Annotated in this window: 19 protein-coding genes; 9 read left to right on the forward strand and 10 right to left on the reverse strand. The window is 36.1% G+C overall.

Annotated elements, in window-relative coordinates; genetic code table 11:
- Positions 1–36 precede the first annotated feature (36 nt).
- Positions 37–1,461 carry an amidohydrolase gene (locus tag DSM03_RS06530; protein WP_128761225.1) on the reverse strand — a complete coding sequence of 475 codons (1,425 nt, stop codon included), beginning with the start codon at positions 1,459–1,461 and terminating at the stop codon, positions 37–39.
- A gap of 244 nt (positions 1,462–1,705) precedes the next feature.
- On the opposite strand from DSM03_RS06530, the gene DSM03_RS06535 reads away from it, so the two are divergent.
- Positions 1,706–3,442: a carboxypeptidase-like regulatory domain-containing protein gene (locus DSM03_RS06535; RefSeq protein WP_128761224.1), complete on the forward strand. Its 1,737-nt coding sequence runs from the start codon at positions 1,706–1,708 to the stop codon at positions 3,440–3,442.
- Between the two features lie 11 nt (positions 3,443–3,453).
- Here DSM03_RS06535 and DSM03_RS06540 read toward each other — a convergent pair whose 3' ends face one another.
- On the reverse strand, positions 3,454–4,290 hold the full coding sequence (locus DSM03_RS06540; RefSeq protein WP_128761223.1) for an alpha/beta hydrolase: 837 nt from the start codon (positions 4,288–4,290) through the stop codon (positions 3,454–3,456).
- A 192-nt stretch (positions 4,291–4,482) separates the two neighbouring features.
- On the opposite strand from DSM03_RS06540, the gene rpsA reads away from it, so the two are divergent.
- The 3 genes from rpsA (at position 4,483) to DSM03_RS06555 (ending at position 8,774) form a co-directional block, all read left to right on the forward strand.
- Positions 4,483–6,366, forward strand: coding sequence for a 30S ribosomal protein S1 (rpsA, locus tag DSM03_RS06545; RefSeq protein WP_128761222.1), 1,884 nt, complete (start codon positions 4,483–4,485; stop codon positions 6,364–6,366).
- A 304-nt stretch (positions 6,367–6,670) separates the two neighbouring features.
- Complete coding sequence (locus DSM03_RS06550; protein WP_128761221.1) at positions 6,671–7,477, forward strand: M23 family metallopeptidase; 807 nt, start codon at positions 6,671–6,673, stop codon at positions 7,475–7,477.
- Between the two features lie 118 nt (positions 7,478–7,595).
- A complete protein-coding gene (locus DSM03_RS06555; protein ID WP_128761220.1) occupies positions 7,596–8,774 on the forward strand; it encodes a GlmU family protein in 1,179 nt (392 codons plus the stop codon).
- On the opposite strand, the gene DSM03_RS06560 is transcribed toward DSM03_RS06555, so the two are convergent.
- The 5 genes from DSM03_RS06560 to DSM03_RS06580 all read right to left on the reverse strand — a co-directional run bounded on the left by DSM03_RS06560 (position 8,771) and on the right by DSM03_RS06580 (position 15,488).
- Positions 8,771–10,357, reverse strand: coding sequence for a DHA2 family efflux MFS transporter permease subunit (locus DSM03_RS06560; protein WP_128761219.1), 1,587 nt, complete (start codon positions 10,355–10,357; stop codon positions 8,771–8,773). The two genes, DSM03_RS06555 and DSM03_RS06560, sit on opposite strands and share 4 nt — an antisense overlap.
- A 6-nt stretch (positions 10,358–10,363) precedes the next feature.
- A complete protein-coding gene (locus tag DSM03_RS06565; RefSeq protein WP_128761218.1) occupies positions 10,364–11,446 on the reverse strand; it encodes an HlyD family secretion protein in 1,083 nt (360 codons plus the stop codon).
- A gap of 12 nt (positions 11,447–11,458) precedes the next feature.
- On the reverse strand, positions 11,459–12,787 hold the full coding sequence (locus DSM03_RS06570) for a TolC family protein (RefSeq protein ID WP_128761217.1): 1,329 nt from the start codon (positions 12,785–12,787) through the stop codon (positions 11,459–11,461).
- Positions 12,777–13,400 (reverse strand): TetR/AcrR family transcriptional regulator, encoded by a 624-nt coding sequence (locus DSM03_RS06575; RefSeq protein WP_128761216.1) that lies wholly within the window; start codon positions 13,398–13,400, stop codon positions 12,777–12,779. The genes DSM03_RS06570 and DSM03_RS06575 overlap by 11 nt, the downstream gene beginning before the upstream one ends.
- A 504-nt stretch (positions 13,401–13,904) precedes the next feature.
- A complete protein-coding gene (locus DSM03_RS06580) occupies positions 13,905–15,488 on the reverse strand; it encodes an ABC transporter substrate-binding protein (RefSeq protein ID WP_236638823.1) in 1,584 nt (527 codons plus the stop codon).
- Between the two features lie 236 nt (positions 15,489–15,724).
- Between DSM03_RS06580 and mtaB the strand changes: the two genes are divergently transcribed.
- On the forward strand, positions 15,725–17,062 hold the full coding sequence (gene mtaB, locus DSM03_RS06585; RefSeq protein ID WP_128761332.1) for a tRNA (N(6)-L-threonylcarbamoyladenosine(37)-C(2))-methylthiotransferase MtaB: 1,338 nt from the start codon (positions 15,725–15,727) through the stop codon (positions 17,060–17,062).
- 55 nt (positions 17,063–17,117) lie between these two features.
- Here the strand turns inward: mtaB and DSM03_RS06590 are convergent, their stop codons facing one another.
- Positions 17,118–17,417 carry a GNAT family N-acetyltransferase gene (locus DSM03_RS06590; protein WP_128761214.1) on the reverse strand — a complete coding sequence of 100 codons (300 nt, stop codon included), beginning with the start codon at positions 17,415–17,417 and terminating at the stop codon, positions 17,118–17,120.
- A 233-nt stretch (positions 17,418–17,650) separates the two neighbouring features.
- On the opposite strand from DSM03_RS06590, the gene DSM03_RS06595 reads away from it, so the two are divergent.
- Complete coding sequence (locus tag DSM03_RS06595) at positions 17,651–18,301, forward strand: alpha/beta hydrolase (RefSeq protein ID WP_236638822.1); 651 nt, start codon at positions 17,651–17,653, stop codon at positions 18,299–18,301.
- A 36-nt stretch (positions 18,302–18,337) separates the two neighbouring features.
- A complete protein-coding gene (locus DSM03_RS06600) occupies positions 18,338–19,288 on the forward strand; it encodes a lytic transglycosylase domain-containing protein (protein ID WP_128761212.1) in 951 nt (316 codons plus the stop codon).
- A 78-nt stretch (positions 19,289–19,366) separates the two neighbouring features.
- Here the strand turns inward: DSM03_RS06600 and DSM03_RS06605 are convergent, their stop codons facing one another.
- A complete protein-coding gene (locus DSM03_RS06605; protein ID WP_128761211.1) occupies positions 19,367–20,071 on the reverse strand; it encodes a TlpA family protein disulfide reductase in 705 nt (234 codons plus the stop codon).
- Positions 20,072–20,232: 161 nt separating this feature from the next.
- Positions 20,233–20,790 (reverse strand): DUF2892 domain-containing protein, encoded by a 558-nt coding sequence (locus DSM03_RS06610; protein ID WP_128761210.1) that lies wholly within the window; start codon positions 20,788–20,790, stop codon positions 20,233–20,235.
- 201 nt (positions 20,791–20,991) lie between these two features.
- Between DSM03_RS06610 and rpmH the strand changes: the two genes are divergently transcribed.
- Together rpmH and carB are read left to right on the forward strand one after the other, a co-directional pair.
- Positions 20,992–21,153, forward strand: a complete 162-nt coding sequence (rpmH, locus tag DSM03_RS06615; protein ID WP_073098918.1) for a 50S ribosomal protein L34 — start codon at positions 20,992–20,994, stop codon at positions 21,151–21,153.
- Positions 21,154–21,262: 109 nt separating this feature from the next.
- Entirely contained in the window at positions 21,263–24,115 is a 2,853-nt protein-coding gene (gene carB / locus DSM03_RS06620) for a carbamoyl-phosphate synthase large subunit (RefSeq protein WP_128761209.1), read from the forward strand.
- Positions 24,116–24,221: the final 106 nt, after the last annotated feature.

Raw genomic sequence — 24,221 nt, forward strand, 5'->3', positions numbered from 1 at the left:
AAATCCCCGTTCAGTGATGAGCGGGGATTTTCTTTTTTAATTACCTATAGGAGGTGGTCCGTCAGGAATCATCGCCTTGTAGACATCGTCACCTTTTCGTTCTTTAAATTCGGTTTTTACTTCTTCAACCAGTTTTGCATCGTCAAAAAGGTCAAACATCGTCATCGACATCGCTTTTGAAGCCATTATCATTCCTTTATGGCCTATAGACATTCCGCCGCAGGCGACAACCGCCCAAGAATGCCAAGGCGTATCTTTAGGAGCAACGGTTACTCCAAGATTAATATTAGGCACATTCCAGCTCACATCTCCAACATCTGTAGAGCCGCCGCCGGGATTTTCTCGGGTTTCTTCAAAAGGATAGATTTTACTGTCCATTCCCACTTGAGGCTTATCTGTCATTTCTTGAATTTTTTTACCAAAAGCAATTTCTTCTTCAGTGTATTCTAAAGGTCCTAAAAGTTCCAGATTCTTTTGCATTACGGCGCCACCGGTTCTGTTTACCAATGTTTCCCGAATACCGGAAACTAAAGAATATTTGTAATCTACATTAGCCATTATAGCTGCTCCTTCTGCCATTTTTTTTACCTGCTCAAAAACCGGAAGCATTCCTTTTGTATCGGTATTGCGTACGCGAACCCATAATTTGCTGTAATCAGGAACTACATTCACTACCTGTCCACCATCTTGTATATGATAATGTATACGTACTGTAGGCTTTATATGTTCACGGTAATAATTGATTCCAGTTGTGTAAAGTTCAAGAGCATCAGAAGCGCTGCGGCCATTCCAGGGGTCTGCAGCAGCGTGAGCCGCCTGGCCATAAAATTCTACAATAAAGTCTACCATAGCCAGCGAACTTTGCACGTCTGCTTTGGTGTCTGCAGAAGGATGCCAGCTTACATTAACATCAACATCATCCCAAACCCCGGCTTCCAACATCCAGAGTTTACCAAAGAATTTTTCTTCAGCAGGAGTACCTATGAATTTTATGGTGCCCTTAATTTCACCGGCTTCAATCATTTCTTTAATGGCAATTGCTGCGCCTAAACTTGCGGTCCCAAAAAGGTTATGACCACAGCCGTGACCTGCTGCACCTGCTTCTAATGGTTCTTTAGTAGGTTGCGCTTTTTGAGAAATTCCGGGGAGCGCATCAAACTCACCTAAAACACTAATAACCGGTTTTCCTTCACCATAAGTAGCAATAAATGCAGTAGGAATGTCAGCTACAACACGTTCAACAGTAAAACCGTTTGCTTCGGCATAATCAGCAAGGAGTTTTGAAGATTCGGTTTCCTGAAAAGCAATTTCGGCATTTGCCCAAATTTTGTCGCTAATGGAAATGAGGTCTTCTTTGTGATTTTCGACAGAAGCAATAAGCTGCTTTTTGTCTTTGGGGATTTTTTGTCCAAATCCTATCGAACAAAATAATATAATTAGAACAGTAATTTTTGTATTCATACAGAAATTGAGTTTAGTTAGTATTTTAAATTTAGTAAAAACAATACTAGTTGTATTGTAATCAGTTGTTTATCATAAATAATTATTTTTTGAAAACTTATATTGATTTTTTGGTATATAAATTTTGATAATTTAAGAATAATTTAAAAATGGATAGTTTTCACTAAATTTTTAGTTCATTAATTATTTTTGGGTAAATTTTTTATTTAAATTAAACTTTTGAAAATCTGACAAATAGCTGATTATGAATAAATCTACACCTGAAAATTTTACAAAATTCATTGTTCCTTTATTTTTGGTGTTGTTTCTATTTGTTTCGAATCGATTATTTTCTCAGAGTGATAGAGAAGTGAAAGGGTATGTTACCAGTTTAGGAAATCCCTTAAACAATGCACAGGTTGCAGTTAAAGGAACAGATAATGTAATAGCAACCGATTCAAAGGGATTTTACACCATTAATGTAAAACCAAGACAGGTGCTTCAATTTTCATATATAGGTTTTGAGACTGTAGAAATTATTGTTGAAGACGTAACGAGTATGCTCAATGTGAAATTACTTCCCGAGGTGAATGATTTGGAAGAGGTTACCGTCACTGGAAAGAGTAAAGTACAAAAGGATTTTGAAGAAGAAAATGGTCCCAATGGTCGTCCTCGAAAAATGCCAACTGCAATGGGGTATATAAGTACCGGAGGTTCTTCGACTTATGTAAAGGGTGAAAGCTTAAATCAGGCAGCTGTAGATCTTGCAAGAGCCATAGATGGTAGAGCTGCCGGAATGGAAGTAAATAATGAAGGTGAGATTTTTATTAGAGCAGGTAACTCTATTAATAACGATGTACCTGCTATTTGGGATATAGACGGGATGATTTATACAGAGCCTCCTTTTATAGATATTGCAAATGTGCAGGATGTTCTGATTTTGAAATCATTAAGCCAAACAAGTAGGTATGGAAATATAGCTTCCGGAGGTGTAATTGTCGTACGAACTAAAGGTGCTTATTTCGCACAACGCAAACAAGAAGTAGCTGCAACCTACGGAAATAAAAAAGTGTATTCTGGTGATGCTTTAGATATCTCTAAGGTAATTACTCCTATACCAAATTATTTAAAAGATTTAGAAGAAATAAATGATTCTGAGAAAGCAAATACTTTATACAGAGAATATTTGAAGGCAAATTCTAATGACCCTGAATTTTATGCAGATGTTGCTAATTATTTTTTTGATCTCGGTGAATCAACATCAGCTATTACTGTATTGTCTGATATGGAGACTAAATTTGAAACAAATGCTGAAGTTTTAAAAATACTAGCATATACATTAGAAGAGCATAAGAAAAAGGAAGAAGCACTTTCAGTATACAAAAAGATATTTAGATTAAGACCCAAATATGCACAATCATATCGGGATATAGGAAATGCTTTTTCTGAAGTAGAAAATTACCAAAAGGCATGGTTGATGTATATGGGATATATGAATACTCAAGATGGTTTAACCGGGAGTGGAGTAGATGCTGTGATCTATAGGGAGATGGAAGCCTTATATCTGAAGCATAAGAATCAGATAGATGTCGATGCAAAATTTGCCTTGCCTGATGATAAAAGCGAGCTCACCTACGACGTACGCTTAGTTTTTGAATGGAACACCTCTGAAGCAGAATTTGAAATTGAATTTGTAAATCCGCAGAATCAGCCCTTTAGTTTTAATCATACCCTAGAGCAAAATGCTGAGCGCATTAAAAATGAAAAGTTAAAAGGATATACTTCAGAAGAATTTTTGATCGATGATCTAGGTGCTGGTGATTGGCTGGTGAATATCAAATATTTTGGAAATAAACAGTTTCAGCCTACATTTTTAAAAGTGACATCTTATTACAACTGGCAGCAACCCAATCAAAAACATACGGTTGAGGTGTTTAAACTCACCCGACAAAATATTAAAATGCAACTGCTGAAGCTTAACAGTTCGGCTTTAAAATTTTAGGATTATGCTTTTCAAACTTTACTCAAAATCCAGTCGGTGTAATGAGTTAGAACTTCTTCTTTGTTGAGTTCGTTATGAGTCTCGTGTCTCAAATCCTTCCAAGACTTAAATTTAATTTGATCCTGATGTCTTGATGCTAATATTTTAGATGCTTTGTAATTTGTGATTTTATCCGCTGTGCCGTGTGCTAATAAAACAGGAGCTTTAAAATCAAAAGTTTTATCCATAAGATAAACGCCGTTATCATTCAGACCGAAAAAAAGCCGGGTAGAAGCTTCACCGTGCACCAACTCATCTTTAAGATATGCTTTGCCCACTTCGGGATCGCGGGAAAGATCGTCAGGATTTAATTTGGTTTGTTGAACAGGATTTAATGCAAAAGTGAGCGCCATTCTACCTAGAATAATTTTAAAAGCTCCGGGATTTTTAACAAGTTTCAGCCAGGGTGAAGTAACAAGTGCTCCTTTAGGCGGTAGAGTAGTAAGAAGGAGATACCTTAAAACAATACCGCCTCCCATACTGTGACCGTATAGAAACACGGGTGTGTCGGGGTTTTCATCAACTGCTTTTTCATAAATAAAATCTACTGCAAGAATATAATCTTGTAACGAGCGTACCACTCCGCGTTTTCCACTTGATTTACCGTGACCGGGAAGATCTACCGCATAACAACTTATCTTTTTTATATTGAAAAATTGAGCGACGTGCTCATACCTGTCTAGGTGCTCGCCAAAACCATGAATAATACACACAACTGCTTTTTGATTAGGTACTTTCCATAGCTTTCCAAAGAGCTCATGTCTAGCAGTTTGTCCCTTGAAAGTTTCCACATAAATTTCTTCTTGCATATTTTTTATTTTAGAATTGAAAATATGAAAAGTTTATGTAATTTTGCAGTCCTTTTGACAACAGTAGGAAGCACAAAAGGCGCAGAGAAGAATTTTATTCTTAGCTGTTGAAAACAAATATTCTAAACCTCTTTTATGGTTTTGTGTTGTTTAGCTTCCACGAAAGCGTAAAATACAAATTTTTAATCAGCAATGGCTGAAGAAAACAAAAACCCGGAAGCTCAAGAAGCAGTAGAGCTTAAAACAAATGTTGCAGCAGCAGAAGAACTTGCTACTCCTGATGCAATTGAGGAGCCAAAAGGTTACGAAAGTGCTGCACAAGCAAACCCTGAGAAATTTCTTAAAGAATTTAACTGGCATAACTACGAGGAAGGTATTGACCCAATCGATGATGACAAGTTAGATGAGTTTGAAAAGCTTGTGGCAGAAAACTTTGTTGACACTCTTGATGACGAAGTTGTAGAAGGTACCGTAATCAACATCACAGATCGTGATGCTATTATAGATATCAATGCAAAATCTGAAGGCGTAATTTCTCTTAACGAGTTTCGTTACAACCCAGATCTTAAAGTAGGTGATACTGTTGAGGTGTTAATTGATGTGCGTGAAGATGCAACTGGTCAATTAATTTTATCTCACCGTAAAGCTCGTGTAATCAAAGCTTGGGAGCGTGTAAATAAAGCTCACGAAGATGGTACTATTGTTACCGGTTTTGTGAAAGCACGTACTAAAGGTGGTATGATCGTTGACGTATTTGGTATAGAAGCGTTCTTACCAGGTTCTCAAATCGACGTGAAGCCTATCCGTGATTACGATGCTTATGTGAATAAAACAATGGAATTTAAAGTTGTTAAAATCAACCAGGAATTCAAAAACGTTGTTGTTTCTCACAAAGCACTTATCGAAGCAGATATCGAAGAGCAGAAAAAAGAAATCATTGGGCAGCTTGAAAAAGGTCAGGTTCTTGAAGGTACCGTTAAAAACATTACTTCTTACGGAGTATTCGTTGACCTTGGTGGCGTAGATGGTTTGGTTCATATTACAGATCTTTCTTGGTCTCGTATCAACCACCCTAATGAGATCGTTGATCTAGATCAGAAATTAAACGTTGTTATCCTTGACTTTGATGAGGATAAAACACGTATCCAACTTGGTCTTAAGCAGCTTAAGAAGCACCCATGGGATGCTCTTAGCGAAACCTTAAGCGTAGGAGATAAAGTAAAAGGTAAAGTAGTTGTAATCGCAGATTACGGTGCTTTCGTAGAAGTAGAAGAAGGAGTTGAAGGTCTTATCCACGTTAGTGAAATGTCTTGGTCTACGCACTTGCGTAGCGCTCAGGATTTCGTAAATGTTGGTGACGAAGTTGAAGCTCAGATTCTTACTATGGATCGCGAAGATCGTAAGATGTCTCTTGGTATCAAGCAATTATCGCAAGATCCTTGGACAGACATTACTACTAAATATCCTGTAGGATCTCGTCATACTGGTATTGTACGTAACTTCACTAACTTTGGTGTATTCGTAGAATTAGAAGAAGGTATTGACGGTCTTATCTACATCTCAGACCTTTCTTGGACTAAGAAAATCAAGCATCCATCAGAATTTACAAACATTGGTGATAAACTAGAGGTTGTAGTTCTTGAGCTTGATGTAGAAGGACGTAAACTAAGCTTAGGTCACAAGCAGATTGAAGACAATCCTTGGGATAAATATGAAGCTGAGTTTGCTGTAGGAACTAAGCACACTGGTACAATTGGAGAGATTGTAGATAAGGGAGCAACTGTAGAATTCAACGAGGATATCGTGGCATTTATTCCAGGACGTCACTTAGAGAAAGAAGATGGTAGCAAACTAGGAAAAGGTGATGAAGCAGAGTTCCAGATTATTGAGTTTAATAAAGACTTTAAACGTGTAGTTGCATCGCATACTGCATTGTTTAAAGAAGAGGAAGCTAAGATTGTTAAGCAGGCAGCTAAGAAAGCAGCTGATTCTGCAGCAGCTAGCGCACCTACTTTAGGAGACGCTAATGATGCTCTTGCAGCATTGAAAAAGAAAATGGAAAAAGGTGGTAACTAAGCCCTAACATTTTTAATATAGAGAAGCCCTTTAGCATTTGCTAAAGGGCTTTTTTTATTTAAGCTTAAAAATGTATTTGATAATCCCCTTATTGCTCAAAAGTTGATGATTTTCACAAGACCAATGCATTATAGACTTATATCATAATCGTTTTCATTATTTAATTACCTGTTTGTATATAGCTTGGGCTTATCTTGGATTTTCTCTTTTTTTGCTAGTGCTTTCGAGTTTCTAGATTTCCCTGACATAATTTACCTTGTTATGTTATAAGTTATTTATATTAGCAATAAATGTTTGTTTTTAGATGAAATATTATTGGATTCTTCTTATTGTAATTTCAAGTTATGCTCAAGAGCAAAAGTTTAAACTGCACGTTGATCATTCTGATAAAATCATAAAACTCTATGTAGACAATTACCAATACTGCCCAGTGACTTTGAATTTAAGTTATAAGCTTCAAAATTTGCGTCTGTTGAAACCTAATGATACTTCTTATTTTATTCCCGCACGCGCTAAAAAGATTCTTTTAACTAAACTTGAGCGTATAGATAATAACTTACCGGCGAATTTAAATTTTGACGATAGGTATTTTTATGGATTTAAAAATAACAATAGAGCTAACCTTCATTATAGTTATCACTTACCTTTTGCATTAGGGGCTTCAAATTTGGTGGTACAAGGGCCTAATGGGGTTTTAGGACATAAAGATCAACATGCTGTTGATTTTCGCATGGAATATGATTCGGAAGTTGTAGCAATGCGAGCCGGTATAGTGGTTCAGGTTATAGATACATTAAGTACGGTGATTAAAGAAAATTCGTGTACTGTAAAAAGTAATATGCTTCTGGTGTATCACGACGATGGTACCTTTGCTCAATACAGCCATTTTAAGAAAAATGGGATTGTAGTAGAAGTAGGAGATCGTGTTCAAGAAGAGCAACTTTTAGGTTATGCGGGCAATGTGAATTTTGGTAGTGAACCTCATATGCATTTCGAAGTTTTTAAAGGACTTGTAAGTAAGAAGGAGAGTATACCCATCTCATTTCTTATTGACTATGGTTTTAAAATAAAAGAGTTAGAAAATTGGAAGTACTACACGAAGTATTATTGATTTTTTACTCAGTATAATAAATGAGTGTTGCTGTATACGTGTTTGTAGCAGCTAAAATATTTAGATTCTAAAGTTGGTTATAAATGGTTATTTTCGCTTACCCAGAAACATTACACTTATGAACTATATTCTCTTCGACGGTCCTGCGCGTAAAAAGCTCTTACCCTTTACCTATACTAGACCTGTTGCAGATCTCAGAATCGGAATTTTAACCATTCGGGAGAAGTGGGAAAAACATCTGGGAAGTACAACTTCTACAATTACTGAAGAGTATTTATCAGAAAAATTCCCTATGGTGGAGTTTGAAGAGAACGTAATGATCAATGCTTCTTATATTCCAACGGAAGTTCTGGTAGAACAAGTGCTGGATCTACAGGAAAATCAAGCGCTTTTTGATGGGGATGATATCGTTGCTTTTTATACTAAAGATACTCAGGAAGAAATAGATTTTGATACATATGAGCAATTAGAAGTTACCGCTGAAGGTATTTTTAAGATTGAAAATAACTGGGGTATTTTCAGTAAAAATCACGATGCGATTCGGTTAGATTATGATTTGTTAACTGAAGACCGAAAGTCTGCTCAAATTCCTTCGACTGTGCAAACTCTCAATCCTGAGAATATATTTATTGAAGAAGGAGCAAAGCTTAACTTTTGTACGCTTAACGCTTCAGAAGGCCCTATTTATATTGGTAAAGATTCTGAAATAATGGAAGGTGCTCTTATTAGAGGTCCTTTTGCAATGTGTGAACATGCTACCGTAAAAATGGGAGCTAAGATCTACACTGGGACAACCATTGGCCCATATTGTAAGGTAGGGGGAGAGGTTACTAATTCGGTTTTGATGGCCTATTCTAATAAAGGTCACGATGGATATTTGGGGAACTCGGTTTTGGGGGAATGGTGCAACGTTGGTGCAGATTCTAACAACAGTAACCTTAAAAATAATTATGAAGAAGTGCGCCTTTGGGATTACGAGACCGAAGGTTTTGCAAAAACCGGACTCCAGTTTTGTGGTTTAATTATGGGAGATCACAGTAAGTGTGGTATCAATACGATGTTTAATACCGGTACGGTTATCGGTGTGAGTGTCAATATATTTGGAACCGGATTTCCACGAAATTTTATTCCATCTTTCAGTTGGGGTGGAGCTGCAGGTTTTACAACTTATAAAACAGTAAAAGCTTTTCAGACCGCAAAACTGGTCATGGAACGCCGCAACATACCATTTGATGAGCAAGAAGCGGCGATCTTAGAACATGTTTTTGAAGAAACTGCTAAGTACAGAAGGTATTAGTGAACTGAAGAAGTATCTACTTTACCGGCTCCTTTTTTCAGCATTAAAACAAAAGGTACGCAAATAAGAAATAAAATTCCTAAGTATAAGAACACATCCATATATGTGAGTACAGTACCTTGAAGCATAATTTTTCCTTCTAAAACCTGATACGCACGATCTAGAGCTTCATTAAAACTGAAGCCCTTTCCAATAAACATTTGCTGCAATCCTTTTAGCTGTTCTTGAGTTTGAGTATTTACAGCGCTAATATTTGGTATCAGGTCAACGCGGTGTTGTTGATTCAATCTGCTGATCATTGTCGTTATGATAGCAATACCAAAAGAACCACCTAACTGACGCATCATCCCGGTAAAAGCTGCTCCTTCACCTATTTCAGCACCTTTGAGGGTTGATAAAGCTAGAGTGGTAATAGGTACAAAAAGCAATCCTAATCCCATTCCTCGTACCACAAGTGGCCAAAACATGGCTTCGCTAGAAGTGTCTGGGGTGAGCAAGTTGTGCATCCACAAACTATAGAGGAAAAAACCTATAAAACCACCCGCAACCAAATACTTTGCAGGAATACCGCGCTCTAAAAGCTTACCAATGATAGGCATCATCAACCCGGTAGTTATCGAACTTGGAATTAACAAGAGTCCGGCATCTGTAGCGGTCCAGCCCAAGATAGATTGGGTGTAAATAGGGATTACAAACGTAGAACCGTACAGCCCAAAACCTAAAATAAAAGTCATTATGGTACCCGTCCATAAATTTGTGTTACGGAGTACTCTCAAGTTTACAATTGGATATTTATAAACCAATTCTCTCCAGATAAAAGCCACCAGGCCAAATACTGAAACAACACTTAGCGTAACAATCATATGGTCTTCAAACCAGTCATCTTGTTGCCCATGTTCTAGTACAAATTGCAATGAACCAATAAATGCAGTTAGAAATACAATTCCCCACCAGTCAACTTGATTTGCTCTTAATTTTTCACCATATTTTGGACTTCTTACATACATTATCGTAAGAATTGTCGCAATGATTCCTATTGGGATATTGATGTAAAAAATATAAGGCCAGGAGTAATTATCTACTAAATAACCTCCTAATGGTGGACCTAAAGTAGGTCCCACAATAACACCCATTCCATAAATGGCTTGTGCCATACCCCGTTTTGCGGCAGGATAACTTTCGGTAATGATAGTTTGTGCAGTTACGAGAAGTGCTCCACCTCCTAAACCTTGTACAAATCTAAAAGCTACCAATTCCCAGATATTTGTGGCGTTCCCGCAGAGAAAAGATGAAAACGTAAATATGACAATAGAAACGGCAAAATAATTACGTCTACCAAATTGCTTAGAAAGCCAACTTGTCATCGGGATGATGATCACGTTTGCTATCGCATAGGCGGTGATTACCCAGGCAACATCTGTTAAAGTTGCACCCAGACTACCGCGCATATCGTTTAACGCAACGTTTACAATGGTTGTATCTACTATTTCCAGTAGGGCACAAAGAATAGCGGTAATCGTAATAATCACGCGTCTAAAACCGTACTCAACCAGACTGTCTTGTGCTTCAATAGCCTCAGCCATGATTTTTTAATTTAGATGAACATCTATTTCGGCGTTCATTCCAGCACGCAATTGCGCCAGTTTTGCTGCGTCATTTGCATTTGTAAAGTTGATCTTCACTGGAAGTCTCTGAACCGTTTTGACAAAATTCCCAGTTGCATTATCAGGAGGTAAAAGCGAGAAACGTGCTCCTGTCGCCGGAGAAAAATTACTAATAACCCCTTCAAATTCTACATCAGGAAAAGCGTCAATGGTAATACCTACTTTTTGACCTACTTTCATATCATTCAGTTGCGTTTCTTTAAAGTTTGCAACCACCCATTTGTTTTGTGTATTTACCAAATAAAATAAAGCCTGTCCTGGCTGCACAAATTGACCCTGCTGCATTTCAACCGAAGAAAGTTGGCCATCTATAGGAGCAGTTACTACTGTATAATCCAGATTGAGTTGTGCAGCATCTACCTGGGCTTGTGCACTTTTAACATTAGCTTCTGCAACTGCTACTTGTTTTTCGGTCACCTTGCTCTGAGAAGTAGCAGCCTGGCTCTGACTTCTTACAGCTTTCTGCTGATCTTCTAAAACCGAAAGACGTGCAGCAGCTTCTTGTTTTGCGGCTAATGCTTGCTCATATTGTTGTGTGGTAATACTTTTATTGTCATAAAGATTTTTATAACGGCTATAATCATCTGTAGCTCTTCTAAGTTGAATTTTTGCAGATTCTATACTTCCGTAAGTTGAAGAAACCTGAGCATAGGATGCATTTGCATTAGCCTGTGATGAACCTATTGAAGATTCTGCAACAGCAACCTGACTTTGAGCAGCAGCCAAATTAGCTTTTGCTTGTTCTAGCTGAACGAGATAATCACGCTGATCTATAGTAAAAAGCGTGTCTCCAGCTTTAATAATATCATTATCAGATACGTAAATTTTATCTATATAACCACCCACGTGTGGAATGATCGAGTTCATATTTGCTTCTACCTGAGCGTCGTCTGTCTCCTCGTGAGAAAGAGAATGTACAAACTTATAACCTCCGTAAGCAACACCAAGTATCACAAGAACCGAGATAATGATGATAAACTTTTTATTGGTTTTTTTCTTCTGTTCCATTTTTTGAGGGGATTAATTTTGAGAAAATTGATTGGTGAGCGCGCCTTCAGCGCTTAATAATTCGTAATATTTTTGGGTAATATCTGCTTTCGCATAAGCGAGATTGATACGTGTTTGCAGTTGTTGTACATCTGCTTCAAGTAAATCATTAGTATCAGACAAACCGTTGTCGTATTTGTCTTTAACAATACGGTAGTTTTCAACAGCTTGTTCTTCAGAAACCTCATAGACTTCAAAAGTTTCTAAAGCCAGATTATATTCAGCTAATGCGTTTTGAGCATTCACTTTTGCTTGTGAAGTAGCCTGATCAATACGATAATTCATTTCTAGAGCCTGACTTTCTGCTAATTTCACTTTGGCTTTGGTCTTAAAAAGTGACGAAACATTATAAGATAAACCCACACCTACATTCATCGCATTAGTTACAGTAAGAGCATTATTTAGATCAAGAGCTATATAGCCGCCCACCAGAGCTAGAGATGGGTAATAGTCCCCTTTTGCAATTTTTATTTGGTCTTGTAAAGCTTCTTCCTGATAATTTAAAGCCTGAAGATCATTACGCTGAGAAATATTGGGTAAAGTAGCAGCAATAGGGGTGATGGCACTTACGTCTGTATTAATTGTAGTGTCTTCAGGCAATTTTAATAAAGCGTTGAGATTATAATTTAGAATATGGGCATTTTTTTTAGCATTAGCCAGTGACAATTCTATATTGGCCTGTTGTAATTGAGCCTTTAAAAGATCATTACGAGCAAGCAGACCATTTTCTTCCATATTCGTAAAATCTTTAACCCGTTGATCTGCGCTTTTAAGATTGTCTTTTACTAAATCTATAGTAGCATTAGCCTTATAAAGATTCAGATACATTTGAATAGCTTGTAATGCGAGTTTTTCCTGCTCATCAGCAGCATTATATACGGATGCTTGTAACTTGTTTTCACTTGCGGAAACACTATTCTTTAATTTAAAACCAGAAAAAATAGGTAAGGATACGTCTGCCGAACCAATTAATAATCCGTTTACATCAGGAGAAGAACTGGCCTGTTCTGTTGAGCCATCGCTGCTTTCTGACGAACTTAACGGAATCTGAAGATTGACATTTGCATTTGTCAAATACCGATATTGACCTGAAATATTCAAGTCTGGATATTGCATATTCTTAGTGATGGTGAGTTCATTTTTAGCCAGATCTATTTGAGATCCGTTTATTTTTGAAGCATCACTTGTATGAAGTGCAAGTTGCACAACCTCTTCAAGCGAGAGATTTTCAGAATTCTGAGCCTGAGTAAATTTTATACTTAGCAGCACGAGTAGAACTGCCAATATAGATTTAGTTTTCATAAGTCAATAGAGCTTTAAGCGTAGTTTGTATGTGCTTAGTGAGGGTAGTTTTTACAAAAGAATCGGTTTGTCTTTTGCTTTTTATAGAATAGATCTGATTGAAATATTCCTGATTGTAGTTGAAGTGAAAGTAGATTCCAATAAGTGTAGGTATGATCAATGGAATTTCTATGTTTTCTTTAAAAATACCAGCCTGCTGACCTTTAATAATAAAGGATTCAAGAGTCTTATAATTTTCTTTTTTCTGATTGATATAGTGTTCAAAGGTGAGACAGCCGGACTCTTTAGATAATTCAGTATGAATTATTTTATAAATACGCTGATTTTCATGAATGCGCATAACAAATAAGTTCACAAGCTGGTCTAGACGTTTCTTAAAATCAACATCATCTTTATTGATAACACTTAGAAGATCGATCTTAAAGTTTGCCATACGGTACACTACTAAATGCTCTAGTAATTTTTCTTTTGAGCCAAAATAATAAGATATCATCGCGATATTGATACCTGCCTCTTTAGCAATGTTGCGCACAGAAGTACCAGTAAAACCATTTTCTGCAAACAGTTTTTCTGCAACTGCTATAATTTGTAATTGTTTTTCGTTTAACTCCATAACATTTTTAAAATGTTAGACAAAGTTAAACGTTTGTTTAAATTAAACGTTTGTTTAATTACATTTAAACACTTGTTTAACAGAAAACGTTTTCGAAATTCTGAAAATAGTAGAAATAATCTAGTCTTTAAAATAGAGATTTGTCAGAGTCTAAGAAAAGCCACCAAATTAAACACCCCAAAGTTATAAAGGCGATGAAAGTATAAGCTAAGTTTTTTTTGCGATGTTGTTTTGCTTTGAATTGAATTTGAGATTTAAGTTGCACCTCTTCAATTTGGCTAAGTTTTTTATGATCTACAAAAGGTTTCTGGGTACCTTTATGGTGCAGTCCATTAGCATTAAAACGTGTTTTGCGTTCTCGCTTATTGTGTTTAAGTGAGGCGAGCATTGCTGAAACTGAACCTCCAAAACTCATAGTTATCTTTACGATATACGTTAACTATAATTAAAAAATGTTACTGTTTTTGGGTGTTAAAAACGTTGGAGCTATTTTAAAATCCTTCATTAATCTTTTCTAACATGTTTCAAAACCAGAAAATCTTGCGGGTTTGCCTTTAGTCCATGAATATTTTTATGAACAAACTTGATCACCTGATCGTAGTAAAGGGTTACAAAAGGAGCTTTTGAGATGAGAATAGAATCCATTTTTTGATAGAGTTCTTTTCGCTTTTCTATATCTGAAATTTTAAAGCTTTCTTCGTAAAGTTGATCAAACTCTTCATTAGAGAAGTGTGTATAATTGGGTCCCCCGGGAGTAAAATTTTTACTGTAATACAGAGAGAGGTAATTTTCAGCATCTGGATAATCTGCGATCCAGCTGGCGCGGAAGGCATCCAGTTTTCCAGTTGACTTCAATTGACGTAGTGTAGAGGGCGGCATCACATCGATATTAACGGTCAAGCCTAATTTTCCCAGCTCCCGTTGAATGTATTCGCAAATATCAAGATACTGGCTGTTTGTCCCTATGCTGATAATAGGATTTAGGTTTCCCGTTTGTTTAATATACGTTTCAATTAATTTACGGGCTTTTACAGGATCATATTCAAATCCTTTAGCACCATAACCGGGTAATCCTTTAGGGATAAAGCCAGAATTAGCAGGTTCTCCTATCCCATTACGCAAGTATTTGATCATTTTGACACGATCAAATCCATAGTTAATAGCTTTTCTAAGTAAAGGAGAGCGTACTTCTTTTGAAGAGCTTTCTAAGAAAAACCCTAAGTATTCTGTATTTAAAAACGGGCCTGTGATCGTTTTTACCTGATCTTTATAGTTGTCTTTTAGCTTTCCGGTAGCAGTGAGTAACTCGTCTTTGTAAGAAGGGTCAAGGCTGTTGAGCATATCGAGATTGCCCTGAGCAAATTGCAAAAACTCACTTTGCTTATCTGGTAAGAAAGTGATAGCTACAGCTTCGAGATAGGGGAGTTTAACTCTGTTTTCGTCTGTTTCAAAGTAATTGTAATTCTTCCGAAGCACTAATTTCACACCTTCTTCCCAGCGTTTAAATTTGAAAGGACCAGTGCCTATTGGGTGTTTTCTGAAATCATTTCCATAATATTCTACAATTTCTTTTGGTACAACTGAGCAATACCGCATTGTTAACAAGCCCATAAAAGCCGGGAATTCTTTTTTTAGTTTAATAACAAGCGTACTGTCGTTAACAGCTTTGTAAGTTTCCACATTACTCAGCACCCAGCTTCCCGGTGAAGCGACTTTGGGATCTTTAAGGCGATCAAAACTATACACAAAATCTAATGCTGTGACCTTGCGTGTGCTGTCTGCTGTTTTAAATTGTGCGTGTTTGTGAAAAACAACATCATCACGTAAGGTAAAAGTGTATGTTTTGGTATCCTCACTTACAACCCAACTCTTAGCTATATCCGGAGCTATATTTAAACTATCATCCTGTTGTACTAGGCCATTAAATAATTGATTAGTGGGCCAGATTATAGGTGGGTTTCTGGCAAAAGCAGGGTCTAAAGTAGCAACATTATAATGCTCATTGTATCTAAAAACTTTAAGTTCATTCTTAGTGTTTTTTTCAGAATTACAAGAGCTGAATACTACAAAGAATATAGCCCAAAGCATATACCTGTAACGCGTTTGGAAAAAAGTAAAAAGGTGGTTGTTATTTAGGGTCATAAGTATCTTCCTTTCATCAATTGCCAAATAAATTTCTTTAATTGACAAGGCCAGTTGTATGAATCGCTTTACAGACTTGAGCAATAGGATTATTGTAGTTAACTTTGCACCCTTAATAGATGCGGTTATTTTTCGCTTTCGCGAAAGCAAAACAAAAGTAACCAATTGTGAAGAAGATTCTAATGAACGAAGCAGGTAAAAAAGTCGCATTTTATACGTTGGGTTGTAAACTCAATTTTTCTGAAACCGCAACCATTTCCAGAAGTTTTGAAAATGAAGGTTTTGATCGGGTAGATTTTACGGATGAAGCAGATATTTATGTGATCAATACGTGCAGTGTTACTGAAAATGCTGACAAGCGTTTTAAAACTATTGTTAAGCAAGCTCAGAAAATTAACCCCGATGCTTTTGTTGCTGCTGTAGGGTGTTATGCACAATTAAAACCAGAAGAGCTTGCTGATGTAGATGGTGTTGATCTTGTTTTGGGAGCTACTGAAAAATTTAAGATTACAGACTATCTCAATGATCTTTCTAAAAATGATATGGGAGAGGTTCATAGCTGTGAGATTGAAGATGCAGATTTTTATGTGGGGTCTTATTCTATAGGTGATCGCACACGTGCTTTCTTAAAAGTTCAAGATGGTTGTGATTATAAATGTACCTATTGTACCATACCGCTGGCACGTGGAATCTCGCGTAGTGATACGTTAGAGAATGTTCTTAAAAACGCTGAAGAGATCTCTGAGAAAGGTATACGTGAGATTGTCTTAACAGGAGTAAATATAGGAGATTATGGTAAGGGAGAGTTTGGTAATAAAAAACATGAGCATACCTTTCTAGATCTTGTGAAAGCGCTTGATCAGGTTGAAGGTATTGAGCGTTTGCGTATATCTAGTATAGAGCCTAATCTTCTCAAAAATGAAACCATAAAAGTTGTTGCTGAATCACGAGCATTTGTACCGCATTTTCATATCCCACTGCAAAGTGGTAATAATGAAATTTTGGGTAAAATGAGCCGTCGTTACAAGCGTGAACTCTATGTTGATCGGGTTCACGAAATTAAAAGACTTATGCCAGATGCGTGTATTGGAGTAGATGTGATCGTAGGTTTCCCAGGAGAGACTGACGAACATTTTTTAGATACGTATACGTTTTTAAATGAGCTTGATATATCGTATTTGCACGTGTTTACTTATTCTGAGCGTGACAATACTAAAGCTGCAAATATGAATGGTGTAGTACCTCTTAAAACGCGTAAAAAGAGAAGTAAGATGCTGCGTGGACTTTCGGCAAAAAAGAGAAGGGTTTTTTATGAATCTCAATTAGGAACTGATAGAACGGTTCTTTTTGAAGGTGAAAACAAAAAAGGATACATACACGGTTTTACCGAAAACTATGTAAAAGTTAAAACGCCTTGGGATCCTGCGTTAATAAATACGACGCACCATATAAATCTGAGTGATATAGATGAAGATGGTTTAGTACGATTTGAATATGCAAGTGAACCTGAAATCGCATAAAAAAGTTGAACCTGCTCTTAGAGCAGGTTCAACTTTTTTATGTATTAAGCAGCTTTTAAATATTAATACCCACGGGTAGTAAATTTTTGTACTTTCTACGATTTGACCTCATGAATTTCGCAATTTCTGGGCTTGTAGGAACCAGTCTGATGTTACGATCTTCAACTTCTTTGAATACAGCAACGATGAAGTCGTTCATTCTATCTTCAGTGCCTTCCGGCATATGAATCTTAGTTAAAAAGATTTTTCTATCCTGAAGTGAATATTCAATTTTAGCCAACTTACCATCAAATGTGGTTTCAAATTGTCTTAAAAAATCGTTGTCTGTTAATTCAATTGCTGTCATTACATCCATATAAAATTGTTTTAAGAAAATAGTTTACTCGATAATAGAGATATTAAAATGGTATATTCAATATATCTCGACTTATGTTGCGCACATTTACCGAATAGTTATTTAGTTTTGCTAAAAAGCTTTTGATAAACATTGAACATAATTGTAAGAAAATGCATCGTATAAACGTAAATATACAAAAAAATAAGCAGTTTTTCGGGCTTTAAACTGTTAAACCATTAATGTTGAGGTATATGATTCACGTATATTTAATGCCGGGTATGGCGGCGAATCCCAGTATTTTTGAGCATATAAAACTTCCTAAAGAAAAGTTTGTGTTACATCCTCTTTCTTGGAAAATTCCTGAGACGGCTGAGTCACTTTCAGATTATGCAAAGAGAATGCTTGAAGAAGTAACCGAAAAAAATCCGGTGCTTTTAGGAGTGAGTTTTGGCGGGGTTGTTGTACAAGAAATGGCTAAGCAAATTGAATTTAGAAAGCTCATAATTGTTAGCAGTGTTAAGTCTAAATCTGAATTGCCTAAACGAATGCGCTTCAGCGCTGCTTTAGGTTTATATCGTTTGGCACCGGTAAGTCTAGCTCGCAATATAGATACACTGGCTAATTATGCGGTAGGCGATAAGTTTAAGCATAAAGTTGCACTTTATCAAAAATATTTATCGATTACAGATCCTGTTTATTTGAATTGGGCATTAGAGCAGATGCTCTGTTGGGATCAAATAACTTATGATAACAGACTAGTACACATACACGGAACCAGTGATCCGGTTTTTCCGTATAGATATATAAATAATTGCATTCCCGTCCCTGGAGGAACACACGCAATGATCATCACAAAATGCAAGTGGTTTAACATAAACCTGCCTAAAATTATTGAGAATTAATTGGTAATTTGCTACAAACTTCAAAACTAATGCGCTATGATAAATTTTAAAAATGTACTGGCCGGTATTGGCTTAGTTGCTACAACTGCTGTTTGTGTGCAGGCTGTACAACAAGAGAAACCTTCGGATCCCGAAATAAAGAAAAAAGAAAAATTAGTAAACGATTATAATGTTTATGCGATTCCGTTACCAGAAACTTTAGATTTTGCAGGAGAACCTGTGCCTTTAGATAATCCTGATATAAGAGAGCGTATGGATAGAGAGCTTTTGGTTAATACGTACTGGCAGTCTAACGGTTTGTTGCTGATCAAAAGAGCTGCGAAATATTTTCCTATAATAGAGCCTATTTTAAAAGAAGAAGGTTTGCCTGATGACTTTAAATATTTAGCTGTGATTGAAAGTGGTTTGACTCAGGCTGTTTCTCCGGCTCGCGCTACTGGTTTCTGGCAGATACTAAGCAGTACAGGTAAAGAGCTAGGACTTGAGGTTAATGATAATGTAGATGAGCGCTATAATATTGAACTTTCAACTCGTGCAGCGTGTAAGTACTTAAAGAAATCAAAGGCTTATTTAGGTAGTTGGACGCTTGCTGCTGCTGGTTATAATGCAGGAAATGCAGGTGTAAGTAGAAGGTTAGATAGTCAAGATGTAAATGGCTATTATGATTTGTTGTTGGGCGAAGAGACCGGTCGTTATGTTTTTAGAATACTTGCTTTAAAACAAATATTGTCTGATCCTGAAACCTTTGGTTTTAACTTTACTGAAGATGATTTATATAAAGATGTAGCTTCTTATAAAGTTGAAGTGGATACGGCGGTGACTGATTTTGTAAAATTTGCTCAGAGTTTTGGTATTAATTATAAGATTTTAAAGCTGCATAATCCGTGGTTGCGTGAAGATCATCTAAATAATGCATCAAGAAAATTGTATCATATTGAGATCCCTAAAGAAGGAGTATATAATGCTAATATTGGTATGGGGCAGTAATAAAAAAAATGTAATCATAACTAAATAAATAAACAAGGGAGCCAGCTGGCTCCCTTATTTACTTATTTAGCTGTTAAATTAAAATGTAGCTATAGATTCAGGTAATTCATTGATATTGATATTCAAGTCTATATTAATCGCTGCAATTTGACGACTTAAAAAATTGATATTTTGGTTGAAAATCTGATTTTCACTAAGATTCATTTTATTAGGAGGGCGTCTATTGATATCTAGGATCTCACCATCAGCAGCAAGAACAAAACTTAAAGAAATTCCCAGTGCGTGTTTTAAAAGTTTAACTGTTTGCATGTGGTTGTTTTGTACTTCGTCAACATATACAATATGTATATTGGTATTAAACTGTTTAGCTAATTTGCGTACGGTTTTTTTCTGATCCCAAAAAAGCACAACAAAATCTACCATGTCGCCATATTTTTGAGCCATTTTATTTAAAACAGGAATTTCACCTTCACTAGGAATACACCAGGATGCATAAGTTAAAATAATAGTGGGTTTTTCTATTTCTTCTGTCGAGGAGATAGAACTACTTAGTCTTTCAAATTTTAAAGGATCAATAAAACTTCCCTGAAGATGGTTTTTAACTAATGAATCAAAAAGAGATTTAGCATAATGAAATTCTCCACGTTCTAAAGCATTATCCACTTTAGTGTTGTAGTTGTTTAGATTGAGAGATAGAGCTTCAGAGAAAAAAAGTTTTTCGCTTTCCTCTTGCGCTGTAATACTGAAACTCAATAAAAAAAAGAAAAGTAAAAGTCTTGTCATAAGGTTCGTTTGGGGTCGTAAGTCAAAGTTACCTTATGCTACAAAAGCAAAAAAAAGATATCGTTAAAAGGAATTAAGAATCCGATTAAAGACTATTAAAAACTAATTTTTAGGGTTGATTGTCAGGTTTTTATGTTTCTGCTTTTGATGAGTTGAAAAAATTATCTGCGTCCACCACGACCATATTGTTGGCGTGGCATATTTGCAGCTTGCTTCATTTGCTTTTTCATCATTTTAATTTGCTCACCAAGCATATTGTTTTTGTCTAATTTTTTAGCCTCAGCAAGAAGTTTATCTGCTTCTCTTCTGCGATTTTTAGTCATTGCTATGCCGGCGAGATTAATTTTAGCCATGGCAAGATCTGCATCCATATTTAAGCCCAGTTCAACAGCTTTCTTAAAGTACTTTTCAGACTGAATCATATTGGTTTGAGACAACATCAATCCATTGAGATAATTGTAATAGCCATTTTGCTTGCGTACCAAAGCAGCTTCAGGATTTTTAATTTTGTCTAACCATTTTTGAGCACCGGCAAAATCTTGTTTTCTTAGGCGAAGGAAAGCTAAGATAAGAATTTCATTTTTAAAATATAGGAGCACAAAGATTGCAGCAAGTAAAATTAGCATAATGCCATTACCTATAGATCTATCTATAATCTGCCAGATCGCAAGACCAAGAACAAGTGCAGCAAGTACTAATTTTATATTTTTATTGAACATAAATATTCGTATTAAAAAACTCTAATTATAGAGTAGCTAGATGTTATTTTTATCAGCGTGCAAATGTAATAAAAACAATCTAAAATATTTTATAGAATCTATTTGTTGATTTAGAAACTGTTTGTATATTTGCGCCCAGCTTTTGAGAAGGTAATTCTCAAATTAATAATCGAAAAGTAAAAGGATTAAAGAAGATATAAAATGAGCAAAAGAACCTTTCAGCCTTCAAAAAGAAAAAGAAGAAACAAACATGGATTCCGCGAGCGTATGGCTAGCGCTAATGGTCGTAAAGTCCTTGCTCGTAGAAGAGCTAAGGGTAGAAAGAGATTGTCTGTATCTTCAGAATTAAGACATAAAAGATAATTGGTGATTTATCATTGTTAAAAATATTAAGGTGTTACTTTTATAAGTAACACCTTTTTTTATAAATACTACAACCGAATTTTTAGATAATACTCCTAATCTCAGTATAATGCCAAAAAATAATAAACTTAAGTCTATTTTAATTATCGGTTCTGGTCCTATCGTTATAGGCCAGGCATGTGAATTTGATTACTCAGGGTCTCAGGCGCTTCGCTCATTGCGTGAAGATGGTATAGAAACCATTCTGATAAACTCAAACCCTGCAACAATTATGACAGATCCTGTTATGGCAGATCATGTTTATTTGTTGCCCTTGACAACCAAATCACTCGTAAAAATTTTAAAAGAACATCCTCAAATTGATGCTGTTTTACCTACAATGGGTGGGCAAACAGCATTAAACCTTTGTATTGAAGCTGATGAAAAGGGAATTTGGAAAGACTTTGATGTTGAGATTATAGGTGTTGATATTGATGCAATTAATATTACGGAAGATCGTGAGAAGTTCCGTGAATTGATGTTGAAGATAGGTATAGGTATGGCACCTCAAGCTACTGCTACTTCTTTTCTTCAAGGTAAGGAGATTGCTCAACAGTTTGGGTTTCCATTAGTAATTAGAGCTTCTTACACACTAGGTGGAGCAGGAGCTTCTATTGTCTACAAACCTGAAGATTTTGATAAGCAACTAAGCCATGGTTTAGAGATTTCACCTATTCACGAGGTGATGATTGATAAGGCTTTAATGGGGTGGAAAGAATATGAATTGGAGTTATTACGCGATAAAAATGATAACGTAGTTATTATTTGTACTATCGAGAATATGGATCCTATGGGAATTCATACCGGAGACTCAATAACAGTTGCTCCGGCAATGACCTTGAGTGATACTACATTTCAGAGAATGCGTGATATGGCAATACACATGATGCGTTCTATAGGGGATTTTGCAGGCGGATGTAATGTGCAGTTTGCTGTAAGTCCTGATGAGAAAGAAGATATTATTGCTATTGAGATCAACCCGCGCGTGTCTAGATCATCTGCATTAGCCTCTAAAGCTACCGGTTATCCAATTGCAAAAATAGCGTCAAAATTAGCTATAGGATATACATTAGATGAGTTAGACAACCAGATCACAAAATCTACTTCGGCTTTATTTGAGCCAACATTAGACTATGTAATTGTAAAAATTCCTCGTTGGAACTTTGACAAATTTGAAGGAAGTGACCGCACTCTGGGATTACAGATGAAATCTGTTGGAGAAGTGATGGGTATAGGTCGTTCTTTTCAAGAAGCTTTACATAAAGCAACCCAGTCGCTTGAAATTAAGCGTAACGGTTTAGGAGCAGATGGTAAAGGTTATACTAATTACGATACTATTATAGAAAAACTGACCAATGCAAGTTGGGATCGTGTTTTTACTATATATGATGCGATACAGATGGGTATTCCATTAAGTCGTATTCACGATATTACTAAGATAGATATGTGGTTCCTTAAGCAATTTGAGGAATTAAATGCTCTTGAGAAGGAGATTTCAAACTTTAAAATAGACACTCTTTCAAGAGATTTATTATTAGAAGCTAAACAAAAAGGTTTTGCAGATCGTCAGATTGCTCATATGCTAGATTGTTTAGAAAGTGATGTTTACAATAAAAGAGATGAACTTAAAGTCAATCGTGTTTACAAATTGGTAGATACGTGTGCGGCTGAGTTTGTGGCGCAAACACCTTATTTTTACTCTACTTTCGAAAGCGATATGCAGCTGGCAAACGGAGAGCGTTTTGCACAGAATGAAAGCAAAGTAAGCGATAAGAAAAAAGTAATTGTTTTAGGGTCTGGACCTAACCGAATAGGGCAGGGAATCGAATTTGATTACTGTTGTGTACACGGTGTTTTAGCTGCTGCAGAATGTGGTTATGAGACTATAATGATCAACTGTAACCCTGAGACGGTATCTACAGACTTTGATACGGCAGATAAACTTTATTTTGAGCCGGTATTCTGGGAGCATATTTATGACATTATCCGTCACGAAAAACCGGAAGGTGTAATCGTTCAGTTGGGTGGGCAGACTGCTTTGAAATTAGCTGAAAAATTAGACAGATACGGTGTTAAGATCATCGGTACCAGTTATAAAGCACTAGATTTAGCTGAAGATCGTGGTAGTTTCTCAAGATTGCTTCAAGAGAATAATATCCCGTATCCTGAGTTTGATGTTGCAGAAACTGCAGAAGAAGCTTTAGCTGTGGCAGATCGTTTAGATTTCCCAATTCTTGTAAGACCATCTTATGTATTAGGAGGTCAGGGAATGAAGATTGTAATCAATAAAGACGAATTAGAAGAGACTGTTGTTGATCTTTTACGTAAAATACCGAACAATAAATTACTTCTTGACCACTATTTAGATGGAGCAATAGAAGCCGAAGCAGATGCGATTTGTGATGGTGAAAATGTATACATCATCGGTATTATGGAGCATATAGAGCCTTGTGGTATTCACTCAGGGGATTCTAACGCAACCTTGCCTCCTTTCAATTTAGGAGATCTTGTTATTCAGCAAATAAAAGATCACACTCATAAAATTGCTTTAGCCCTTAACACGGTAGGGTTGATCAATATTCAATTTGCTATTAAAGATGATAAAGTTTATATCATAGAAGCAAACCCTAGAGCTTCTCGTACGGTACCGTTTATTGCAAAAGCATATGGCGAGCCTTATGTTAATTATGCAACTAAAGTAATGTTAGGAGAGAAAAAGGTTACCGACTTTGACTTTAAACCAAAATTAGACGGTTATGCAATCAAACAACCGGTATTTTCTTTCAACAAGTTTCCAAATGTGAATAAAGCCTTAGGCCCAGAAATGAAAAGTACAGGTGAAAGTATCTTATTTATAGATAGTTTGAAGGATGACGCATTTTATGATTTATACGCTAGAAGAAAAATGTATTTAAGTAAATAATTTTTGCAACATAATGCTGTGATCAACGTCTTTATGTAAAGTATAGTATAATTATGAGAAAATTTTAGCATTTTTAAGTTATACTTATTTTATCTTTACATAAAGA

Source organism: Leeuwenhoekiella aestuarii (assembly GCF_004104055.1).
Lineage (GTDB): Bacteria > Bacteroidota > Bacteroidia > Flavobacteriales > Flavobacteriaceae > Leeuwenhoekiella > Leeuwenhoekiella aestuarii.